Annotated in this window: 15 protein-coding genes; 10 read left to right on the top strand and 5 right to left on the bottom strand. The window is 69.7% G+C overall.

Going from position 1 to position 18,964, the window contains the following annotated elements:
* The first annotated feature begins 278 nt into the window (after nt 1-278).
* Both ACPTTC_RS34465 and ACPTTC_RS34460 read left to right on the top strand, forming a co-directional pair.
* Nucleotides 279-1,934 (top strand): APC family permease, encoded by a 1,656-nt coding sequence (locus tag ACPTTC_RS34465; protein WP_423395836.1) that lies wholly within the window; start codon nt 279-281, stop codon nt 1,932-1,934.
* A gap of 258 nt (nt 1,935-2,192) precedes the next feature.
* Nucleotides 2,193-2,411 (top strand): hypothetical protein, encoded by a 219-nt coding sequence (locus tag ACPTTC_RS34460; RefSeq protein WP_423395835.1) that lies wholly within the window; start codon nt 2,193-2,195, stop codon nt 2,409-2,411.
* 234 nt (nt 2,412-2,645) lie between these two features.
* On the opposite strand, the gene ACPTTC_RS34455 is transcribed toward ACPTTC_RS34460, so the two are convergent.
* Complete coding sequence (locus tag ACPTTC_RS34455; RefSeq protein ID WP_423395834.1) at nt 2,646-3,314, bottom strand: MarC family protein; 669 nt, start codon at nt 3,312-3,314, stop codon at nt 2,646-2,648.
* A 443-nt stretch (nt 3,315-3,757) separates the two neighbouring features.
* On the opposite strand from ACPTTC_RS34455, the gene ACPTTC_RS34450 reads away from it, so the two are divergent.
* The 8 genes from ACPTTC_RS34450 to ACPTTC_RS34415 all read left to right on the top strand — a co-directional run bounded on the left by ACPTTC_RS34450 (nt 3,758) and on the right by ACPTTC_RS34415 (nt 13,992).
* Nucleotides 3,758-5,146 carry an undecaprenyl-phosphate glucose phosphotransferase gene (locus ACPTTC_RS34450; protein ID WP_423395833.1) on the top strand — a complete coding sequence of 463 codons (1,389 nt, stop codon included), beginning with the start codon at nt 3,758-3,760 and terminating at the stop codon, nt 5,144-5,146.
* 126 nt (nt 5,147-5,272) lie between these two features.
* Entirely contained in the window at nt 5,273-6,508 is a 1,236-nt protein-coding gene (locus ACPTTC_RS34445) for a polysaccharide biosynthesis/export family protein (RefSeq protein ID WP_423395832.1), read from the top strand.
* Nucleotides 6,505-7,011 (top strand): low molecular weight protein-tyrosine-phosphatase, encoded by a 507-nt coding sequence (locus ACPTTC_RS34440; protein WP_423395831.1) that lies wholly within the window; start codon nt 6,505-6,507, stop codon nt 7,009-7,011. Before ACPTTC_RS34445 ends, ACPTTC_RS34440 begins: the two co-directional genes overlap by 4 nt.
* Complete coding sequence (locus ACPTTC_RS34435; RefSeq protein WP_423395830.1) at nt 7,008-9,290, top strand: polysaccharide biosynthesis tyrosine autokinase; 2,283 nt, start codon at nt 7,008-7,010, stop codon at nt 9,288-9,290. Before ACPTTC_RS34440 ends, ACPTTC_RS34435 begins: the two co-directional genes overlap by 4 nt.
* The gene (locus ACPTTC_RS34430; RefSeq protein WP_423395829.1) at nt 9,287-10,498 is read left to right on the top strand and encodes a glycosyltransferase family 4 protein; all 1,212 of its coding nucleotides are present in this window, start codon (nt 9,287-9,289) and stop codon (nt 10,496-10,498) included. Before ACPTTC_RS34435 ends, ACPTTC_RS34430 begins: the two co-directional genes overlap by 4 nt.
* On the top strand, nt 10,495-11,658 hold the full coding sequence (locus ACPTTC_RS34425) for a polysaccharide pyruvyl transferase family protein (RefSeq protein ID WP_423395828.1): 1,164 nt from the start codon (nt 10,495-10,497) through the stop codon (nt 11,656-11,658). Before ACPTTC_RS34430 ends, ACPTTC_RS34425 begins: the two co-directional genes overlap by 4 nt.
* Nucleotides 11,655-12,941 (top strand): polysaccharide biosynthesis protein, encoded by a 1,287-nt coding sequence (locus ACPTTC_RS34420; protein WP_423395827.1) that lies wholly within the window; start codon nt 11,655-11,657, stop codon nt 12,939-12,941. Before ACPTTC_RS34425 ends, ACPTTC_RS34420 begins: the two co-directional genes overlap by 4 nt.
* The gene (locus tag ACPTTC_RS34415) at nt 12,931-13,992 is read left to right on the top strand and encodes a hypothetical protein (protein ID WP_423395826.1); all 1,062 of its coding nucleotides are present in this window, start codon (nt 12,931-12,933) and stop codon (nt 13,990-13,992) included. Before ACPTTC_RS34420 ends, ACPTTC_RS34415 begins: the two co-directional genes overlap by 11 nt.
* Here ACPTTC_RS34415 and ACPTTC_RS34410 read toward each other — a convergent pair.
* The 4 genes from ACPTTC_RS34410 to ACPTTC_RS34395 form a co-directional block, all read right to left on the bottom strand.
* Nucleotides 13,969-14,982: a beta-xylosidase gene (locus ACPTTC_RS34410; protein ID WP_423395825.1), complete on the bottom strand. Its 1,014-nt coding sequence runs from the start codon at nt 14,980-14,982 to the stop codon at nt 13,969-13,971. The genes ACPTTC_RS34415 and ACPTTC_RS34410 overlap by 24 nt on opposite strands.
* 135 nt (nt 14,983-15,117) lie before the next feature.
* Entirely contained in the window at nt 15,118-16,356 is a 1,239-nt protein-coding gene (locus tag ACPTTC_RS34405; protein WP_423395824.1) for a dicarboxylate/amino acid:cation symporter, read from the bottom strand.
* Nucleotides 16,357-16,868: 512 nt separating this feature from the next.
* On the bottom strand, nt 16,869-18,125 hold the full coding sequence (locus tag ACPTTC_RS34400) for a putative Na+/H+ antiporter (protein WP_423395823.1): 1,257 nt from the start codon (nt 18,123-18,125) through the stop codon (nt 16,869-16,871).
* 274 nt (nt 18,126-18,399) lie between these two features.
* A complete protein-coding gene (locus tag ACPTTC_RS34395) occupies nt 18,400-18,951 on the bottom strand; it encodes a DNA-binding protein (RefSeq protein ID WP_423395822.1) in 552 nt (183 codons plus the stop codon).
* Nucleotides 18,952-18,964 lie beyond the last annotated feature (13 nt).

The raw sequence follows: 18,964 nt of genomic DNA, 5'->3' as shown, positions 1-18,964 counted from the left end.
GCACGCGGTCCGCAAAAAAAAACGCCGCCCCAACGGGCGGCGCATCGAACGAAGCCTCGCTTCGGATACGGAGAATCGAACGACAATCACCCAACGCTCGACCCGCCGCATTGTCGCGGAGCAACTGGCCGTGACGCAATCGGACCGGTCCGAGCACCCGCCCATTTTCAGACTGGGCCGATTCATTTCGGCCACCCCACCATTCGACAATGCTTCCACCCTGCCCGATCCGCTAGCCGGTGCCGCCGGCCGGGAAATCGACCACACAGGAAAAGCACATGAACGATGCAGGATCGCCAACCCGCCATGCCGCCAATATCGCCGACAACGCGCGACACGATGCCGGCGGCCACACGCTGCAGCGCGGCCTGAGCTGGAAAGATGCGTTCTGGGTCACGAGCGGCGTGCCCGCCGGCGTGCTGTTCACGATCGGCGGCGTGTCCGCGACGATCGGCCACCCCGCATGGGCGATCTGGATCGCCGCGATCACGATGGGCCTGATCCAGAGCGCGACCTACGCGGAAATCTCCAGCCTGTTTCCGCACAAATCCGGCGGCGCGTCCGTGTACGGCGCGATCGGCTGGGTCCGTTACAGCAAGCTGATCGCGCCGGTGTCCGTGTGGTGCAACTGGCTCGCGTGGTCGCCGATGCTCGCGCTCGGCTGCGGGCTCGCGGCGAGTTACGCGCTCACGAGCCTGTTCCCGGCTGACGCGGCCGTGCTGACCTGGCAGCTCAAGCTGGCCGACCTGAGCTTCATCAAGCCCGGCCTGTCGTTGCGAATCAACGCGATCTTCATCATCGCGGCGATCCTGTTGCTGATCACGTTCAAGCTTCAGCACAGCGGCGCGTCGAAGGCCGCGAAGACGCAGCGCATTCTCGGTATCGCGTCGCTCACGCCGCTCTTGATCGTCGGCATCGTGCCGTTCGTCACCGGCGACGTGCCGATGTCGAACCTGCTGCCGCTGCTGCCGCTCGGCCGCGACGCGCAAGGGCATCTCACCGCCGCGACATTCGGTGCGTGGAACGGACAAGGCGCGACGATGGCGCTCGGCGCAATGTTCATGGCCGGCTGGGCGGCGTACGGCTTCGAGACGGCCGTGTGCTACACGCGCGAATTCCGCGACCCGCGCCGCGACACGGCCAAGGCGATCTTCTGGTCGGGTGCGCTGTGCCTCGTCGTGATGACACTCGTGCCGATGGCATTCCAGGGCGCGCTCGGCACGCAGGCGATGCTCGATCCCGCGATTCGCGACGGCACGGGCGTCGCCGCGGCCATGGCGAAGATCGTCGGCGGCGGCGCGTGGGTGGCGAACGCGGTCGTCGTGATGCTGATGCTGTCGATCCTGCTGGTCGTGATGACGTCGATGATGGGCTCGTCGCGCACGCTGTACCAGGCGTCGGTCGACGGCTGGCTACCGAAATACCTGTCGCACGTGAACGAACACGGCGCACCGACACGCGCGATGTGGACCGATCTCGGCTTCAACCTCGTGCTGCTGATGATGTCGGACTACATGACGGTGCTGTCGATCTCGAACGTCTGCTACATGTTGTTCGTGTTCCTGAATTTGCAGTCGGGCTGGATCCACCGGATGGATCGAGGCAACTGGGATCGTCCGTTCCGCTGCCCGACCTGGCTGCTCGTCGCGGGCGCCGTCTGCGGCTATGCGAACCTCGTGTATGCGGGCGCGGGCGCCGATCTGCAAGGCGAAGGCACGCTGCGCAACGGGCTGATCGCGATGCTGCTGATCGTGCCGGTATTCGTCTACCGCCACTACTGGCAGGACCGCGGCCGCTTCCCCGCCCAGATGCAGCACGACATGGAGTTCGACGTGCCCAAGCGAAGCATGTGGCTGCATCTCGCGCCGTATGCGGCGCTGATCGGCGCGGTGCTGACGGTCGCAGGTTCTTATTATTTTGCGTGGAGCCGTTGAGCACGCATTGCCGGCCGCTGCCCCAGCGGCGTTGAAGCCGTGTCGGCGTGCGTCGACGGCCGGCCCGGGTGCGCGTGACGCATCCGTGTCGGCCGTCGACAGTACGAGGCCCCGGAGCGGGCGTTCGATGGTGGCCGGTGGGCGCGGCCACGTCACGACTCAGATGCTGGTCGTGCTGCACACTCTAAAGAAACGCTGCCAGATGCGAGCATCGAGCGCCCGCCCCCGGATCTTGCCGCCGTTCAGGCGGCGACGACCATGACACCCGTTCGCGCACCGTTGCCGGACGGCGAATACCGGGCAACCTGCAAGGAACGCAACGATCTCGCCGCCGCGCTCAACGGCCATGCCGCCGTGTATCCGAATGCGCGGTTGACGATCGAGCGCGGCGTGGCGATTTTTCATCGCGACGGCGAAGCGCTGTGGACCTGCGACGCGGCCTATGCGGCCGCATACTTCAGGATCGATCGCGTGTGAGCGGCCGCGCGATCAACCAGGCGATAGCCAGCCCGTCTTTCATTGGACCTGATTGACTTTGCGTCAGAAAAAAACGGCCGCCCGGGAAGGCGGCACAAAAAGAGAAGATCGCGGGATGACGAGATAGCGGGCAGGCACCACGCCGGCCCGCCCCTCGCAGGCTCGCGTGGACTGCACTGAGTCCATCGGCCTGTCCCGATCATGCGCGCCGGCGCATGCACCGGCGCTCGACGGCTAGCGCCCCTGCCCCGCCAGCGGCAACAGGAACTCCGACAGGCCCGTCAGCATGATCTGCACGCCGACGCACAGCAGCAGGAACGCCGACACGCGCATCGCGACCTTGGTGCCCTCCGCACCGAGATAATGCGCAAGCGTGGTCGCCCGGCTATACACCTGCCAGATCACGAGCGACACGAGCGCAGCCACGGCGAGCGATACGACGCCGGAAACCAGATAGTCGCCGACGTTATGCGCGCGGTTCGCATGCAACGCAATGCCCGCCGCGATCGAACCGGGGCCGATCGTCAGCGGCACGGCAAGCGGAAAGAACGCGCGTGCCATCAGGCTGTTCAGGTCGCCGCTCGGGCCGGCCGCATCGCCACCCGGCACGTCGGGCGCGTTCAGCATGTGCCACCCCGCGACAGCCACCGCGAAGCCGCCGCCGATCCGCAGCGCTTCCATCGAGATCCCGAAGAAGTTCAATACGGGTGCGCCCGCGAAGAAGATCACCAGCAGCGTGAAGAAGATGTTCGTCGCGACTTTCTTGGCGAGCAGCGCGCGCTCGGCATCGGTGATCGACTGCGTGCGTTCGAGAAACACGAACGCCATGCCGATCGGGTTGATGATCCCCACCAGGCCGGTAAAGCCGAACAGGATTTCAGGTAACAGGCGGTCAAGCGACATCGGGTCGATGCTCCGTCATCGAGAGGTAGACAAGGCGGCCGCGCAGCCGAACGAGCACGAACGGGCGCGGCGACGGGGGATTGTCGATCGCCCGCGCCGCGACGTAAATCATCCTGGTCCGAATTCGCGCGTGGAAATCGCCGCGCAGCGTCCCGCGCGCTGGCCGCCCGTTTGCCGTTCGGTCATCACGCGAAGTCCGCGAGCACGGCAAGGCATGCGGACGACAGAACCGGACTGGTCCGACATTCAAACACCACCGAACCTCCCGTTGCCCGATGGTTCAACGCGATCGCGCTCAATAGAATGAATCAAACGATCCGCCGTGCATTGCATCGCGCCTTGCGGATCAAGACAACAGGAATCAGATACCCGAGGCGGCCTCGAAATCCGCATGCGAGCGCAATCCGCATGTGCTGCGCCGTCGTGTTTCGAGGCAACATGAAATGCAGAAAAACCCGATTCGACATCGTGAATTGATCGTATTCCTGATCGATATCGGCATGATCGTCACGATCGCGATGACGATGCTCGGCGAGTCGATGTGGTCGCTCGCGGCGCTCCGTACGGAAACGCTGCTCGTCGCATCGAGCGCGCTGTTCGCGACGTTCCTGCTGAGTCTCTCCGATCGGACCCTGAACGACGCCGGCGTACGTGCGACACGCTACCTGCTGCGCACGCTCGCACTGTGGCTCGTCGCGCAAGGCAGCGTGTTCGCGATGATGATCGCGCTGTCCGCGGTCAGCCTCGCATCGGTTGCGTGGTTCATACGATGGACGTTCGGCGTGGCGATCGCGCTGGTGACGTTTCGCATCGGCCTCTTTCTGTGGCGATGCCGCCGCCTGCGCGCGCCGCGGCGCCACCGGGCGATCGCGATCGTGGGAACCGGCGAGCGCATCGCGCGGCTGGCCGCCGGGATCGGCGGCGCGTCCTCGCCGTTCCGGCTCGTCGCGATCTGCCAGACGTCGGCCCACGACACGCCGATCGACGGCGCGTTGCCCGTTCTGCACGACCTCGCCGCGTTTTCCCGGCAGGTGCGGCAACAGCGTGCGAGCGAGATCTGGATCGCGCTGCCGTTGAGCGACGAGCACACGATCGTCAGCGTCATCGACGAATTCCGTCACGACTTCGTCGACATGCGCCTGCTGCCCGACGTGAGCCAGCTTGCGCTGTTCGGCAGTCAGGTCGACGAAATACTCGGCGAACCCGCGATCTCGCTGGCGGTTTCGCCCCTGTCGCTGCGGGCACGGATGGCGAAGGCCGTATTCGATCGCGTGTTCGCGGCCGCGGCACTGATCGCGCTGATGCCGCTGCTACTCGCGATCGGCGTCGCGGTGAAGCTGTCGTCGCCGGGGCCGGTGTTCTTCACGCAGAAACGCCGCGGCGCCGATGGCGAAACCTTCGACATCTACAAGTTCCGCACGATGAAACTGCACGTCGAGCGAGACGGCACGGTGGCGCAGGCGACGCGCAACGATCCGCGCGTCACGGCCGTCGGCGCGCTGTTGCGGCGTACCAGCCTCGACGAGCTGCCGCAGTTCATCAACGTGCTGCTCGGCGACATGTCGGTGGTCGGCCCGCGCCCACACGCGGTGGAACACGACGCGCAGTACCGCACGCTCGTCGACGGCTACATCCACCGCTACCGGATCAAGCCCGGCATCACGGGATGGGCGCAGGTCAACGGGCTGCGCGGCGCGACCGAACACGTCGAACGCATGCAGTCGCGCATCGAATACGACCTGTACTACCTGCGCAACTGGTCGTTCTCGCTCGATCTGCGAATCATCGGCGCGACCGTCCTGAAAGGGATCGTGCATCCCAACGCTTACTGAGCGGCAGACCCGTTCGCTTCAACGGCGAACGCGGCGCGCTCTCCACTGAACCCGCGTTGCCCGGATACCCCGGGCGGAACGCGCGCGGCCGCCGCATCCCCGGCGCCGCCATCAAGGAAAGAGCAGATGAAAACCTCGAACGCCCCGACACGGGGCGGACATGGCTGGCGCGTCATGCGCGGCCTCGCGCTCGCGACGGCGGCCGGTGCGCTGTTGTCCGCCTGCGCGCTCGCGCCGGGCATGCGGATGGATCATCCATTCGTCCAGAGCCTGCGGCTCCCCCCTGCATCGGATGCCGGGCCCGCCGCCGCGGCCGCGAACGAGCCGGTATCGCCAGCCGCATCGTCGCAATCGGCGAACGTTCCGCCGGCGCGCCTGCCGGTGCCCATCGTGCCCATCGACCCGGCGCTGATCCAGCGTCAGCGCGCCGTGGAATCAGCCGCGCTCGCGACGCTCGCCGCCCCTGCTCCGGCGCGCGCGTCGTCCTACCGGATCGGCCCCGGCGACGTGCTGCAGATCACCGTGTGGGATCACCCCGAGCTGGCCGCCGCGCAGCCCGGATCGCAGCAGACGCCGCCGCGCGCGGCCGATCCGGTGGCCGGGTTCGTCGTCGACGATCGCGGCAACCTGACGTTTCCGTATGCCGGCCAGCTGAAGGTCGCCGGACTGACCGCCGCCGACGCGCAGGCGCGCGTCGCGCAGGCGCTCGCGCGCGTGTATCGCGATCCGCAGGTGACGCTGCGGGTCGCGTCGTACCGTTCGCAGCAGGTCTACGTCGACGGCGAAGTGCATACGCCGGGCGCGCTGGCCGTCAACGACGTGCCGATGACGCTCGCCGACGCGCTGTCCCGCGCGGGCGGCTTCACGCCCGCGGCCGACCAGAGCGACGTGACGCTGGTTCGCGACGGCGTGCCGGTTCGCGTCGACCTCGCCGGCATGATCCGTGCGCATCGCAATCCGGCCGACATCGTGCTGCGCGCCGGCGATCTGCTGAAGATCGCCGCGCGCGACGACAACGGCGTCTACGTGATGGGCGAAGTCAATCGCCCGCTGCTCGCGCTGCCGAAGCGCAACGGCCGCCTCACGCTCAGCGATGCATTGCTGCAAGCCGGCAGCATCAATTCGAACACCGCGGACGCCGCGCAGATGTTCGTGATCCGCGGCGGCAAGCGCGGCACGCCGACCGTGTTCCATCTCGACGCGCGCTCGCCCGTCGCGATGGTGCTCGCGAACGAGTTCGAGCTGGAGCCCAAGGACATCGTCTACGTCGACGGCAACGGTCTCGTCCGCTTCAGCCGCGTGCTCGCGTTGCTGCTGCCGAGCGTCAACACCGGCGCCGCCGCGGCGATCGCGACCAAATGAGCGCGCGCCCGTCCCTGCTCGTCGTGTGCGAAGGCAACCTTTGCCGCAGCCCGATCGCGGCCGCGCTGCTGGCCGCGCGGCTGCCGCACGCGACAGTGCGCTCCGCCGGCCTGGCCGCGCGCGTCGGGCATCCAGCCGATCCGCTCGCGCGCGACGTCGCACGCGAGCTCGGGCTCGATCTCGACGCCCATGTGGCCGGCCCCGTCACGGTCGACCTGTGCCGGCAGGCCGACCTGATCCTCGTGATGGACCGCGCGCAGCAGCGCGATCTCGAATCGCGGCACCTGTTCGCGCGCGGCCGCGTGTTCCGCCTCGGCGAGCACGCTCTCGCGCCCGGCGGCACGCGCGCCGGCTTCGACGTTCCCGATCCCTATCGCGGCACGCGCGACACCTTCGTGCGCTGCGCATCGCTGATCGCCGCCGCCGTCGAAGGCTGGCGTCCGCTCATCCTCGCGCGCTGGCCCGACCGGCCGGCCGACCTTTCCTCCTCAACGACATCATGACCGCACCGCCTTCCCGCGAACCCGCCGCCGAAAGCGAGTTCGACCTCATTCACGCACTCGACGTGCTCGGCGGCATGCGCTGGACGATCGCCGCGCTGACCGCCGCCGGCATCGGCATCGGCACGCTGTACGCGTTCCTCGCGCCGCCGACCTATCAGGCCGACCTGATGATCCAGACCGACGACGGCGGCGACACCGCCGCGAAGAACCTGCTCGGCGATGCCGCGTCGTTCTTCAACGTCAATGCGCCGGCGTCGGCCGAGGCGCAGATCCTGTCGTCCCGGCTCGTGGTGACGCGCGCCGTGGACGACCTGCGCAGCTACATCGTCGCCACGCCGAAGCGCTTTCCGCTGATCGGCGGTTTCGTGTCGCGTTTCAACGATGGCGCGGTGCGCCCGGGCCTGCTCGGCGTCGGCGGCTACGCCTGGGGCCAGGAAAGCGCGCAGGTCGCGCGCTTCGACGTGCCGCGGCGCACGGAAGGCGACACGTTCAGCCTGACGCGGATCGACGCGCAGCACTACCGGCTGTCCGGCCCGGATCTGGCCGACGACGCGATCGGGCGCATCGGCCGCGCCGAAACCTTTGCCACGCGCTACGGCCCGCTGTCCATCGAGGTGGCCGGTTTCGACGCGCTGCCCGGCACGCGCTTCCGCCTGATCCGCAACGGCCGCGCCGACACGATCGATGCGCTGCGCACCGCGCTCGACGTGCAGGAGAAGATCAAGCAGTCCGGTGTGCTCGTCGCGACGCTGCGCGGCGACGATCCGGCCGCGATCAGCGCGACGCTCAACGCGCTCGCGAACCGCTATGTCGAACAGAACGTCGAACGCCGATCGGGAGAAGCCGCCCGCTCGCTCGCGTTCCTGCAGGAGCAACTGCCGATCGTCAAGCGCCAGCTCGAACAGGCCGAGCAGCGCTATGCGACGCTGCGCAGCAGCGGGCATTCGATCGACCTCGCCGAGGAAGGCAAGCTCGCGCTGCAGCAGAGCGTGGACGTGCAGGCGCGCGTGCTCGAACTCCAGCAGAAACGCGACGAGCTGTCGCGGCGCTTCATGCCGTCCCATCCCGACATGGCCGCGCTCGACGCCCAGCTCGCGACGCTGCGGCGCCAGCAAGGCCTGCTCGACACGAACATCGCGCGGCTGCCGGAACGGCAACGCGACGAAGTGCGCGCGCAACTCGACGTGAAGGTCGGCACCGATCTCTACACGGCACTGCTGAACAACATTCAGCAGCTCGAACTGGTGAAGGCCGGCAAGACCGGCAACGTGCGCGTCGTCGATACGGCCGTCGTGCCGGACGATCCCGTGCGACCGAACCGGCCGGTCGTGATCGGCGTCGCCGCGCTGGTCGGGCTCGCGCTCGGCATGCTCGTCGCGTTCGCGCGCGACTTCCTCTACGGCGGCCTGCGCGGCATCGACGAGATCGAACGGCACGCGGGGCTGCCCGTGCTGGCCGTGGTGCCGTCGGCCGACGGCCAGCGCGCGATGACGCGCGCGATCGCGCGCCGGGAGGCCGGCCCGTCGCTGCTCGCGCTCGCCGAACCGTACGAGCCGGCGATCGAAAGCCTGCGCAGCCTGCAGACCGCCATGCATTTCTCGCTGGCGCACGAAGAGCATGCGGTCGTGCTGATCACCGGCCCGGTGCCCGGCGCCGGCAAGTCGTTCGTCGCGGCGAACTTCGCGGCCGTGCAGGCGGCGGACGGCAAGCGCGTGCTGCTGATCGACGGCGATCTGCGCAAGGGCCATCTGCACCAGGTCTTCGGCGTCGCGCGCGACAACGGCTTCGCCGATGCGCTCGCGGGACGCGCCGCGCCCGACGGCGTCGTGCACCGCGCGGTCGCCCCGAATCTCGACTTCATCGCGACCGGCACCTTGCCGCACGCACCCGCCGCGCTGCTGCAGCGGGCCAGCCTGGGCGCGCTGCTCGAGCAATGGCGCGCGCACTACGACACGGTCGTGATCGACGCGCCGCCGGTGCTCGCCGCCGCCGACGCAAGCTGGCTCGGCACGCACGCGAACGCGATCCTGCTGGTCGTGCGCGCCGGCCGCACCAAGGCCGGCGAACTGGTCGAGACCGCGAAGCGTCTCGCGGGCCGCGGCAGCGCGGCGCCCAAGGTCGTCCTGAACGGCATCGACCCGCGCGGCGGCCGTTGCGCGTACGGCACGAAATACGGCGGTTATCGCTATACCGAATACCGCTATGCGAACGAGTCCGACGACACGTCCGGACGCGGCTGGCGCGCCGCGCTGCGCCGCCTGACCGGGAGGGCGAAATGACATTCGCCGATACCGACCTGCACCGCGCCGGCCCCGCCGCCGCCCCCGCTCGCCTGCCCGACCGCAGCGGCCCGCCGCTGCGCATCGCGATGGTGGTCGAGGCGGCCGGCGGCGGCGTCGCCGTCCACCTCGTCGACCTGATCGCCGGCCTCAAGGCGCGCGCGAACGTCGAGATCCACCTGGTCGCGCCGCTCGGCGCACGTTTCGACGACGCGATCCTGGCCCGCGCGCTGATCCACTGCGCATCGTTCCATCGGCTGCCGTTCCGCCGCTCGGTCGGCCTGCACGACGCCCGCGCCGCGCGCGCGCTGCACCGGCTGCTGGACGCGATCGAGCCGGACGTCGTCCACAGCCACAGCTCGAAGGCCGGCGCGCTCGCGCGCCTGTGCACGGGGCCGTGGAAACAGGTCTACACGCCGCATGCCGTCTATACGCTGAACCCGACGCTGTCCGCCGCGAAGCGCTGCCTCTACGGCGGCATCGAGCGCTGGCTCGGCAATCGCCGCTCCGACGCGGTGATCGCCGTCTCCGGGGACGAAGCCGAGCACCTGCATGCGCTCGGCATCGCGCGCGAACGCATCCGCACGATCCCGAACGGCGTGACGCCGCCCGCACTGCTGCCGCGCGCCGCCGCGCGGGCCGTGCTCGGCGTCGCCGACGACGCATTCGTGGTCGGCTTCGTCGGCCGTTTCGACGCGCAGAAAGGCGTCGACCGGCTGGTGCGCATCGCACGCACGCTCGCCGCGCGCTACGACGACCGGCTGCAGATCGTCGCGATCGGTTCCGGCGACTTCAACCGGGCCGCCGGTGCCGAAGCGAACGACCTGCCGATGAACCTGCGCGTCGCGGGGCGTATCGACCACGCGCGCCGCTACTTCTCGGCGTTCGACACGTTCGCGCTGCCGAGCCGTTACGAAGGCTTTCCGTACGTCTGCATCGAAGCTGTCGCCGCGCACGTACCGATCGTCGCGACCCGCGTCGCGGGCGCGACCGAACTGGTGGACGGCTACCACGTCGGGCTGACCGTCGGCAACGACGACCGCCCCGGCGAATTCGCCGACGCGGTGGCGCGCCTCGCCGATTTTCCCGCGCGACTCGCGGACATGCGCCGGCAGTGCGCGCTCGCCGCCCGCCATTACTCGGCGGACGCGATGGTCGAACGCACGCTCGCCGTCTACCAGAACCTGCTCGAGGAACCCGCTCGATGAACCAGCCCGTTCATGTCGCGCTGCTGCATGCGTACAGCACGCGCAATTCCGGCGACGGCCTGCTCGTCGACCTGTCGATCGGCCTGCTGCGCGACGCGTTCGGCCCGCACGTGCGGGTCTCCGTCGTCGCGGCCGATCCGGCATCGTTTGCGCACTTGCCCGACGTCCATTCCGCCCCCGTGCTGGCGGCGCGCGGCACGGCGCGCCTCGCGCAGGCGAGCGTCGCGCCGCTGCCGCTCGTGCTCAATCCGTCGCTCGGCGCGCTGCGCAACCTGCTGAGTCGCGTCGACCTGATCGTCGGCGTCGGCGGCGGCTACCTGCGTGCGCGCAGCGCGACCGAAGCGCTGAAGCTCGAGGCCGGCCACCTGCTGCAGATGCGGCTGGCGCGCGCCGCGCGCAAGCCGACCGTCTATCTGCCGCAAAGCATCGGGCCCGCCGCGAGCCGGTCGTGGCTCGCCGCGCACATGCGGACGATGCTCGCGTCGTTCGACGACGTGTTCGTGCGCGACGACCGCTCGGCCGCGTTCCTGGCGCGCAACGCGAACACGCGACGCGCGCCGGATCTCGCGGTGCTCGAATTCGGCCGCGGCCGCGCCGGGTTCGCGGCGCGCCGCCCCGCGCCCGGCGCGGCGCCCGCGCATGTCGCGATCGTGCTGCGCAAGCCGCCCGCGTGGACCGCCGCGCAACGCGCGCGCTACCACGCGTCGACCGCCGCGCTGATCGAGCGGCTGTGCACCGCGTGCCGGCTGACGTTCGCAGTCCAGAGCACCGGCCGCGGCAACGACGACAGCGCGTACTACCGCTCGCTCGGCATCGACGCGGCGCATTCGCTCAAGGACGTGCTCGCGCACGACACGCCCGACGCCGTCGTGTCGGTGCGCCTGCACGGCGCGCTCGAATCGATCCTGCACGGCGTGCCCGCGTATCACCTGAGCTACGAACGCAAGGGTTTCGGCGCCTACGCCGATCTCGGCGTCGCGGACTGGGTCGCGAACGCGGCGGATTTCGACGCGGCTGCGGTCGCGCACACCCTGCTCGCCCCCGGCGCGCTCGACCGTTTCCGCGACGCGACGCGCGGCGGGCTCGCGCGCCTGCAGTCGGCGCGCGACACCCTGGTCGCGACGCTGCACGACGCCGTCTACCGGCCCTCCACCCGATGAAGGCGCTCAGGTCCCGGCTCGGGCTGCGCGTCGGCTCGCTCGCGATGAAGTTCGCGTTGACGATCGTCGTCGCGCGCACGCTCGGCTTCGACGCCGTCGCCGCCTACGGCTTCGCCGTCGCGGCCTCGGTCGTCGCGTCGAAGGTGCTCGGGCTCGGCTTCAGCACCGAGCTGAACCGGCGGCTGTCAGGCGATGCGCCGGCCGATGCGATCCGCACCGCGACGCGCCTGTTCGCGCTCTACGGCATCGTGTATGCAGTGCTCTGCGCGCCGCTCGCGGTTCCCGGCTGGGCGGCCGGCATGCTGCCTGTCGCGACGCTGCCGAACCTGCCGCTCGCGCTCGTCGCGCTGATCGCCTGCGCCGAACACGCGGCGCTGGAGGTCAACACCTATCTGTTTTCGCTGCATCGCGCGCGGGCCGCGTCCTGGTTGCTGTTCGTGCGGACCGGCGCCTGGGCCGGCGTCGCGATCGCGGCGCTGGCGGCCGGCGCGATCGGATCGATCGACGCGCTGTTCGCGCTCTGGCTGGCCGCCGACGTCGCGGTCGTCGCGGCGGGCTGGCTCGTCGTCGCGCGGGTCGCGTGCGCGCTGCCGGCGTCGCGGGCGCCGGCCGGGCCGCACGTGTCGCGCGGCCTGGCGGGTGTCTGGCTGGACGGCCTGCCGTTCTTCGTCGCGTTGCTGCTGATGTCGGTCCTGCAATATCTCGAACGCTTCGCCGCGGCCGGCGTGCTGCCGGCCGCCGAACTTGGCCGCTATGTGTTCGTCTGGTCGATCGCGAATGCGATCCAGACCGTCGCGGCGGCAACCGTCGTCGCGGTCGCCGCACCGCGCCTGGTGCGTGCGCGCGAGGCGGCGCCCGGCGCGTTTCGACGCGAACTCGTGCGCTCGATCGGCGCGTCGTTCGCGCTGACGGCCGCGGCGGCCGTCGCGATCGCCGCGCTGCACGGGCCGCTGTTCCGGCTCGCGCACGAACCCGCCGATACGCTGCAGGCCGCCGGCCTCGCGATCCTGCTGATGTCGTTCGTGCTGCGCGCGCTTGCCGACGTGCTGTGGGCGGCGGCCGTCGCGCTGCGCGCGGGCCGCCCGGTCGCGCTCGCGATGGCCGGGCTGACGCTCGCGTGCCTGCCGGTGTCGATCGGCTTCGTCCGTGGCCTCGGCGCGCTCGGCGCGGCGTGCGCGCATCTCGCCGCGAGCGTCGCGATCGCCGCCGCGCTCATCTGGATCGTCGCGTCCGGCCTGGCCCGCACGGCGGGCGCCGAACCGGGAGCCGCCGATGCTGCGTAGGCTGATGGCGAGCGGGCCGCTACTGAGCCGGCGGCTGGTCGATGCGATCGCCGCGTGCGTCGCACTGCTGTATCTCGCGGTCTATGCGAACGCGCGCGCGCTGCTGCCCGAGTTCATCTTCCGCGACGCCGACAAGATCGAGACGCAGATCGGCGGCGGCGCAACCTACGACGGCACGTCGTTCGATGCGGTCGGCCGCTTCTATCAGGCGCTCGGCAATGCCGGCACGAGCGTGTTCGTCGCCGCGCTCGGCGTGCTGTTCATCTGGCTCGCGCTGCGGCAGACGCGCCGCGCGGGCTCGCTGTGCGCGAACCTCGTGCTGATCGCGCCCTGCCTGTTCTTCAACCTGTTCGTCGCGAGCAAGGACACGCTCGTCGTGCTGATCGCCGTGCTGCTGGCGTGGGTCGCGCGCCGCGCCGGCACGATGCGGACGCTGGCGGCCGCCGTCGTGCTCTATGCCGGCTACGCCGCGTTCATCCGCAGCTATTTCGTGCTGATCGTGCTGTGCGCGGGCGGCGCGTGGGCGTTTCGCCGGGTTCCCCTCCCCCTGAAGGCCGTCGGGCTGCTGCTGCTCGGCGCGGCATTGATCGCGCTGCCGGATGCCGTCTACTACTTGCTCCAGCATCCGCGCGACATGGCGGTCGACTATCTCGTCTACGAATCGCCGTTCGGCGCGCGGACGAGCTTCTACAACCCGTATCCGCCCGATTCGTTCATGCACTTCGTCGGCAATTACGCGTACTCGGTCGTGCGGCTCAACCTGCCGATCCTGTTCTCGTTCGACGTGAAAGGAGTCGCGATGCAGGGCTTCATCGCGTTCGTGCTCGCGTCGGCGTGGCCGCGTGTCGCGCCCGCGGCCGGCACGGGCGCCGCGTCGCTGCGCGGGGGCGAGGCGCTGGCCTGCCTGGTGCTCGGCCATGTCGCCGTGTCGATGCTGTTCGAACCCGATCTCGGCAGCTACACGCGGCACCTGTCGAGCGTGGCGCTGTTCGTCGCGGTGCTGTGGCCGCTGCGTACGGCCCGCGCGTCAGCCGCCGCCCGGCCGGCCTGAGCGGGCGCGCGGCTGTCCGGCGCGGAGCGCCTGCTCCACCGCGTCGAGCGCCGGCTTGGCCGTGCGATCCGCGCGGACCAGCCCGTAGTTCCGCTGCGCGGCGTCCGGGCCGCTCGGCGTGTCGGCCCATTCGTAGATCGAGATCAGCGGCGTCGCCAGCTCACCCGACGCCCGCAATAGCGTCGTCAGGCGCTGCACCTGACGCAGGTCGCCCTCGACGCCGGCCGACGTTGCGCCATCCTCGGTGATGGCGACCGGCAGGCCGTAACGCGCCCGCACATCCTGCGCCGCCGCGCGAATCTGCGCGGGCGTCATGCCATAGGCGTGGTACGAGATCGCGTCGACGCATCCGGCCAGCGACGGCGCCAGCGGTTCCAGCAGCCGATCCGGCGCCGACCCCGCGAAAGGCGCCCGCGAGAACGCAAAGCCGATGACCGGCACGCGCGGGCGGCTCGCGCCGAAGCGCGCGCAGACGGCCTGCATGAACGGCGCGAATGTCGTGTCGACATCCCCGGTCGGCCAGTATTTGCCGAGATCGGGTTCGTTCCACAGCTCGATCGCCAACAGCCGCGCACGGTACGCGTCGGCAAGCTGCGTCACCGTGCCGGCCACGCTCGCGCCCGCTTCGGCGAGCGCGGCCGCGCGCCGGTCGGGCGGGGTATCGCGCGGCGCCAGCGGTTCGAGGGCGCGAATGGTCAGCAGTACCGGCAATTGCGCGGCATGCGCCGTCGCGACCGCGGCGTCGAATGCCGCGCGATAGGCGGGCTGCTCCAGCCGGTCGGTCCAGACGCCCATCCGCACGAAACCGAAACCCGCGCGCCGGATGCGTTGCGCGTCGTCCGCCGTGAACGACTGCAGTTTGACCTGCACGCCGACGAGCGGCGCGTCATCGTGTGCCGGCGCGGGCCACTGCGCGCGATCGCGCGCGACGGCATATCCGGTCGTCAACGCGAGCGCGACGATCAGCGGATACCGAAAGGCGATAGGCATGGAAGTGTTCTCATGAAGCGCCACGTGCCGGTGCAGGCCGGCACGACAGCCGAAAAAACGAAGAACCGGCGCGTCGCGAGAACGTCGCCGGTTCGACCTGTCATCTGCAGGCAGTATGCCTGCGCCGCATCCCTGTTACGTCCGGTTGTACTGCTCGATATCGAGCGCGCCTTCCGCCCGCGCGACCAGCACGGCAGCCACGGTGTCGCCCGTCACGTTCGCGGCCGTGCACGCCATGTCGATCAGCCGGTCGACCGCCGCGATCACGACGATCACCTCGATCGGCAGCCCGACCGACGCCAGCACGAGGCTCATCACGACGAGCGCCGCGCCCGGCACGCCTGCCGCGCCGATCGACGCGAGCGTCGTCGTCACGACGACCATCGCCATCTGCCCCGCCGACAATTCGATGCCGTAGGCATGGCTCGCGAAGATCGCAACCGTGCCGAGATAGACCGCGAGGCCCGCCATGTTGATCGTCGAGCCGAGCGGCAGCACGAAGCTCGCGATGCGGCTGTCGACGCCGAGCCGCGTCCGGCAGGTCTCGAGATTGAGCGGCAGCGTCGCGGCGCTGCTGGCCGACGAGTACGCGAACAGCTGCACCGGCACCATCTTGCGCAGGAACGGCCACGGCTTGAGCCCGCGCAGCGCCAGCAACAGGCTGCTGAACACGAGCATCACGACCAGCAGCACGACATAGTTGACCGCGACCAGCGAGCCGAGATGGCCCAGCGCGGAGAAGCCGTGATCCGCCGTCACGTAGGCGATCAGCCCGAACACGCCGACCGGCGCGAACTTCAGCACCATGCCGATGAGCCGGAACACGACCGCCGACAGGCTGTCGAAGAACGCGCGCACCGGCGCGCCGCGCTCCCCGGACAGGTTGATCGCGAGTCCGAAGAAAACCGCGAACACGATCGTCGGCAGCAGCGCGCCATCGGCGAACGCCTTGAACGGGTTCGACGGGATCGCGGCCATCAGCGCGTCCTTCAGCGACGCGGTCGCGCCGAGCTGCGCGGCGTCGATGCCGGCCGGCAGGCTGAAGCCCTTGCCGACCCCGGCCAGCGTCGCCGCGGCCATCGCGAGCATGGCGGCGGACGCCATCAGCACCGCGTAGACCGCGATCGACTTCCACGCGATCCGGCGCATCGCGGCGAGATCCGACAACGACGTGATGCCGCACACGAGCGACACGAACACGACCGGAATCACGCACATCCGGATCAACGAGATGAAAATGTCGCCGAGCGGCTGCAGCAGCGTCGCCGGCTCGCCGGCGAAATGACCGACGGCGGCGCCGAGCAGCATCGCCAGCAGGATCTGCTGCCACATCGCGAGGCGCGGCAGCGCGGACAGGGTACGCATCTTGTTCATGGAGTCTCCTTCGTGCGGGGTACCGGCGGTTCGTGCGCGTCGCTCACGAAACCGCGGCGCCGGGTTGACCGTTCGATTCATTGTCCGGGCCCGCATGCGATCCGGCAGTAGGACCAGGCTGATTCTCGTGTCCGGTTGTCCGGGAAAATCGCGACAAGGACAAGAAGGCGGGCAGCGGCGAGCGGCGATCGTCGCGGTGGAAGGCGGCCCTGAACGTCGAACGCGCAAGCGCGAATGCCCTGTGCTCGCATCTGGCAGCGTGAATTTTCCAAACACCCGCCGATATGAAATCGGCTTGCGACCGCGCCCACCGGCCGCCACAGGACATTCACGCTTGCGCGTTCGCGCGGTCCGGCGATCCGGCGATCCGGCGAAAAAACGGGCCGCCCGACACCGGGCGGCCCAACCAGATCACCCTACCGACGGCACACCCCGCCGCCGATGCAGCCATTGTTGCGTAGCGGGCCGGCGAAGTGAATCAGCCGGGTCCGATATCCGATCGGCGCCGCCGGTCAGAGCAGCAGCAGCGCCGCCGTCGCGACGATCGTCGGCCCGATCGCCGCCGCCAGCAAGCCGCCGACACTCACCGATTCGTCTTGAAAGCCTTTGCGCACGATCGCGAGCCCAGCCGGGTTCGGCGCATTGGCGATCACGGTCAAGCCGCCGCCCGCGACCGCGCCTGCCACGAGCATGTACTTCGCTTCGTCCGGGATGCCCGCGATCAACGAGCCGAGATAGGTGATCGCCGCGTTGTCCATGATCGCGGTGAGGCCGAGTGCGCCCGCATACAGCGCATGGGCGTCCATCGACTCGACGACGGGTTGCAGCCACCACTGCTGGAGCCCGCCGAGCACGACGAGGCCGCCCAGGAAGAACGCGACGAGCAGGCTCTCGCGCAGCATCAGCGGCGACTGGTAGCGCTCGTACGCGTGCGTGAAGCCGAGGAAGAACAGCAGCAGGCCGACGAAGATCACCGGATGGTGCGCGCTCAGCACGACGCCGACCAGGAAACCGAGATGAATCAGCGTGACGCCCACCGGCACGCGCACGGCGTCCGGCTGCGCGGCCGGCGCAGGCGCGGCGGCCAGTGCGCCGCGCATCAGCACGGTCAGCACGCTCGCGTTGATCAGCACCGCGACGAGCGCCTTCCAGCCGAACTGCGCGGCCATGAACGCGCTGTCCCAGCCCCACGCGGACGCGACCATCAGCACCGGCGGCGCCGCGTACGCGGTGAGCGTGCCGCCGATCGACACGTTGACGAACAGCACGCCGAGCGCGAGATACTTCCAGTACTCCTTGACGGGCGCGCCGAACAGCCGGTCGCGCAGGATCAGCGCGGCGAGCGTCATCGCGGCCGGCTCGGTGATGAACGAGCCGAGCAGCGGAATCAGCGCGAGCGACAGCCACACGACGGCCACCCCGGTGTCGACCGGCAGCATGCGCGCGATGCGCAGCACGATGCCGGTGACCGCGTCGAGGATCGGCTTGCTCGCCGCGATCACCATGATCGTGAAGACGAACAGCGGCTCGGTGAATTCGCGCGATTCCGCATAGTCGAGCGCGAGCTTCGGGCCGGCCAGCGCCGTCATCGCGATCAGCAGCACGAGCGCCCAGAAGCCGAACACGACCTCGACCTCGCCGAGAAAATGGAACAGGCCCGCATGACGCGGATGGCGATGCGCGAGCACTTCGAAGCGCTTCGCGAAGAAGGTGTGGAGCAGCGCGAGACCGAAGATGATCGCGCCGGCAAGTTCGACGGTATGAGGCATGGCGGATTCCTGGATGAGCCGGCGCGCAACCGGGCCGGAGGGTCAGAGGTGACGGACGAACCGGCGAGCGCAACGACCGGCCGTTCCTGGACACTCAAAGGGTATCGTGCGCACTGACCTCATTGAATCGGACCAGTCCGATACTGCCGTTCCACGCGGGCACGTCGGTTTCGTCGCGCTTCGTCGCGTTCCGTCGCCCGGACAGCCGGCAACGGCAGGCCCGGTCATGCCGCGCGGACGTCGCGGCGCACACGCGTCGACGCTGATCGTCGCGCTATCGCAGCGCCTGCTCCGTCGAAAACGCGTGTTCCACGAAGCGGATCACGTCGTCGAGCGACGACGTGCACGTGGCCCCCGCCGCGAGCTCACGAAACGCCCCGTCCGGCCCGAAGCAGACGAGCGGCTTGCGCCAGCGCCGCGCGAGCGCAATTTCCTCGGCCGTGCCGTGCCCACCCGGCAGCGCAACGATCAGGTCGCTGCTCAGCACGTTCACGTAGTTGCGGTTAATCGTATCCGGGGCGGCGTCCGGCTCGCGGCGCGGCAGCGGCGTGAGGATCGGGATGTCGACGAACGGATGCGGATAGCCGTCGAGCGGCACGAAGCCCGCGCGCGGATCGGCCTGCGTCGGCAGGATGCCGATCGATCGGCCGGCCCGCCCCGGCACGCCGGCGAACGCGCGCGCAACCGCCAGCATCACGCCCTGCCCGCCGCCCGTCAGCAGGTTGAAGCCGGCCTGCGCGAGCCAGGCGCCGAGCGGCTCCGAAAACGCGAGCCACGGCGCCTTGCCCGAGCCCATCACGCCGATCGTCTTGTTCTGCTGCTGCATCGTGGTTTCCGGT

The organism is Burkholderia mycopellens (assembly GCF_964265025.1).
In the GTDB taxonomy this organism is placed as follows: Bacteria; Pseudomonadota; Gammaproteobacteria; order Burkholderiales; family Burkholderiaceae; genus Burkholderia.
The sequence above is the reverse complement of the archived record's forward strand: the minus strand, read 5'-3'. Positions and strand labels throughout refer to the sequence as shown.

Bases quoted from the DNA above. Each gene is read 5' to 3' on its own strand.
- ACPTTC_RS34450 (WP_423395833.1), top strand. From the start codon at position 3,758: ATGCAGAAAAACCCGATTCGACATCGTGAATTGATCGTATTCCTGATC.
- ACPTTC_RS34420 (WP_423395827.1), top strand. From the start codon at position 11,655: ATGAAGGCGCTCAGGTCCCGGCTCGGGCTGCGCGTCGGCTCGCTCGCG.
- ACPTTC_RS34405 (WP_423395824.1), bottom strand. From the start codon at position 16,356: ATGAACAAGATGCGTACCCTGTCCGCGCTGCCGCGCCTCGCGATGTGG.
- ACPTTC_RS34410 (WP_423395825.1), bottom strand. From the start codon at position 14,982: ATGCCTATCGCCTTTCGGTATCCGCTGATCGTCGCGCTCGCGTTGACG.
- ACPTTC_RS34430 (WP_423395829.1), top strand. From the start codon at position 9,287: ATGACATTCGCCGATACCGACCTGCACCGCGCCGGCCCCGCCGCCGCC.
- ACPTTC_RS34400 (WP_423395823.1), bottom strand. From the start codon at position 18,125: ATGCCTCATACCGTCGAACTTGCCGGCGCGATCATCTTCGGTCTCGCG.
- ACPTTC_RS34445 (WP_423395832.1), top strand. From the start codon at position 5,273: ATGAAAACCTCGAACGCCCCGACACGGGGCGGACATGGCTGGCGCGTC.
- ACPTTC_RS34395 (WP_423395822.1), bottom strand. From the start codon at position 18,951: ATGCAGCAGCAGAACAAGACGATCGGCGTGATGGGCTCGGGCAAGGCG.
- ACPTTC_RS34440 (WP_423395831.1), top strand. From the start codon at position 6,505: ATGAGCGCGCGCCCGTCCCTGCTCGTCGTGTGCGAAGGCAACCTTTGC.
- ACPTTC_RS34465 (WP_423395836.1), top strand. From the start codon at position 279: ATGAACGATGCAGGATCGCCAACCCGCCATGCCGCCAATATCGCCGAC.
- ACPTTC_RS34425 (WP_423395828.1), top strand. From the start codon at position 10,495: ATGAACCAGCCCGTTCATGTCGCGCTGCTGCATGCGTACAGCACGCGC.
- ACPTTC_RS34455 (WP_423395834.1), bottom strand. From the start codon at position 3,314: ATGTCGCTTGACCGCCTGTTACCTGAAATCCTGTTCGGCTTTACCGGC.
- ACPTTC_RS34415 (WP_423395826.1), top strand. From the start codon at position 12,931: ATGCTGCGTAGGCTGATGGCGAGCGGGCCGCTACTGAGCCGGCGGCTG.
- ACPTTC_RS34460 (WP_423395835.1), top strand. From the start codon at position 2,193: ATGACACCCGTTCGCGCACCGTTGCCGGACGGCGAATACCGGGCAACC.
- ACPTTC_RS34435 (WP_423395830.1), top strand. From the start codon at position 7,008: ATGACCGCACCGCCTTCCCGCGAACCCGCCGCCGAAAGCGAGTTCGAC.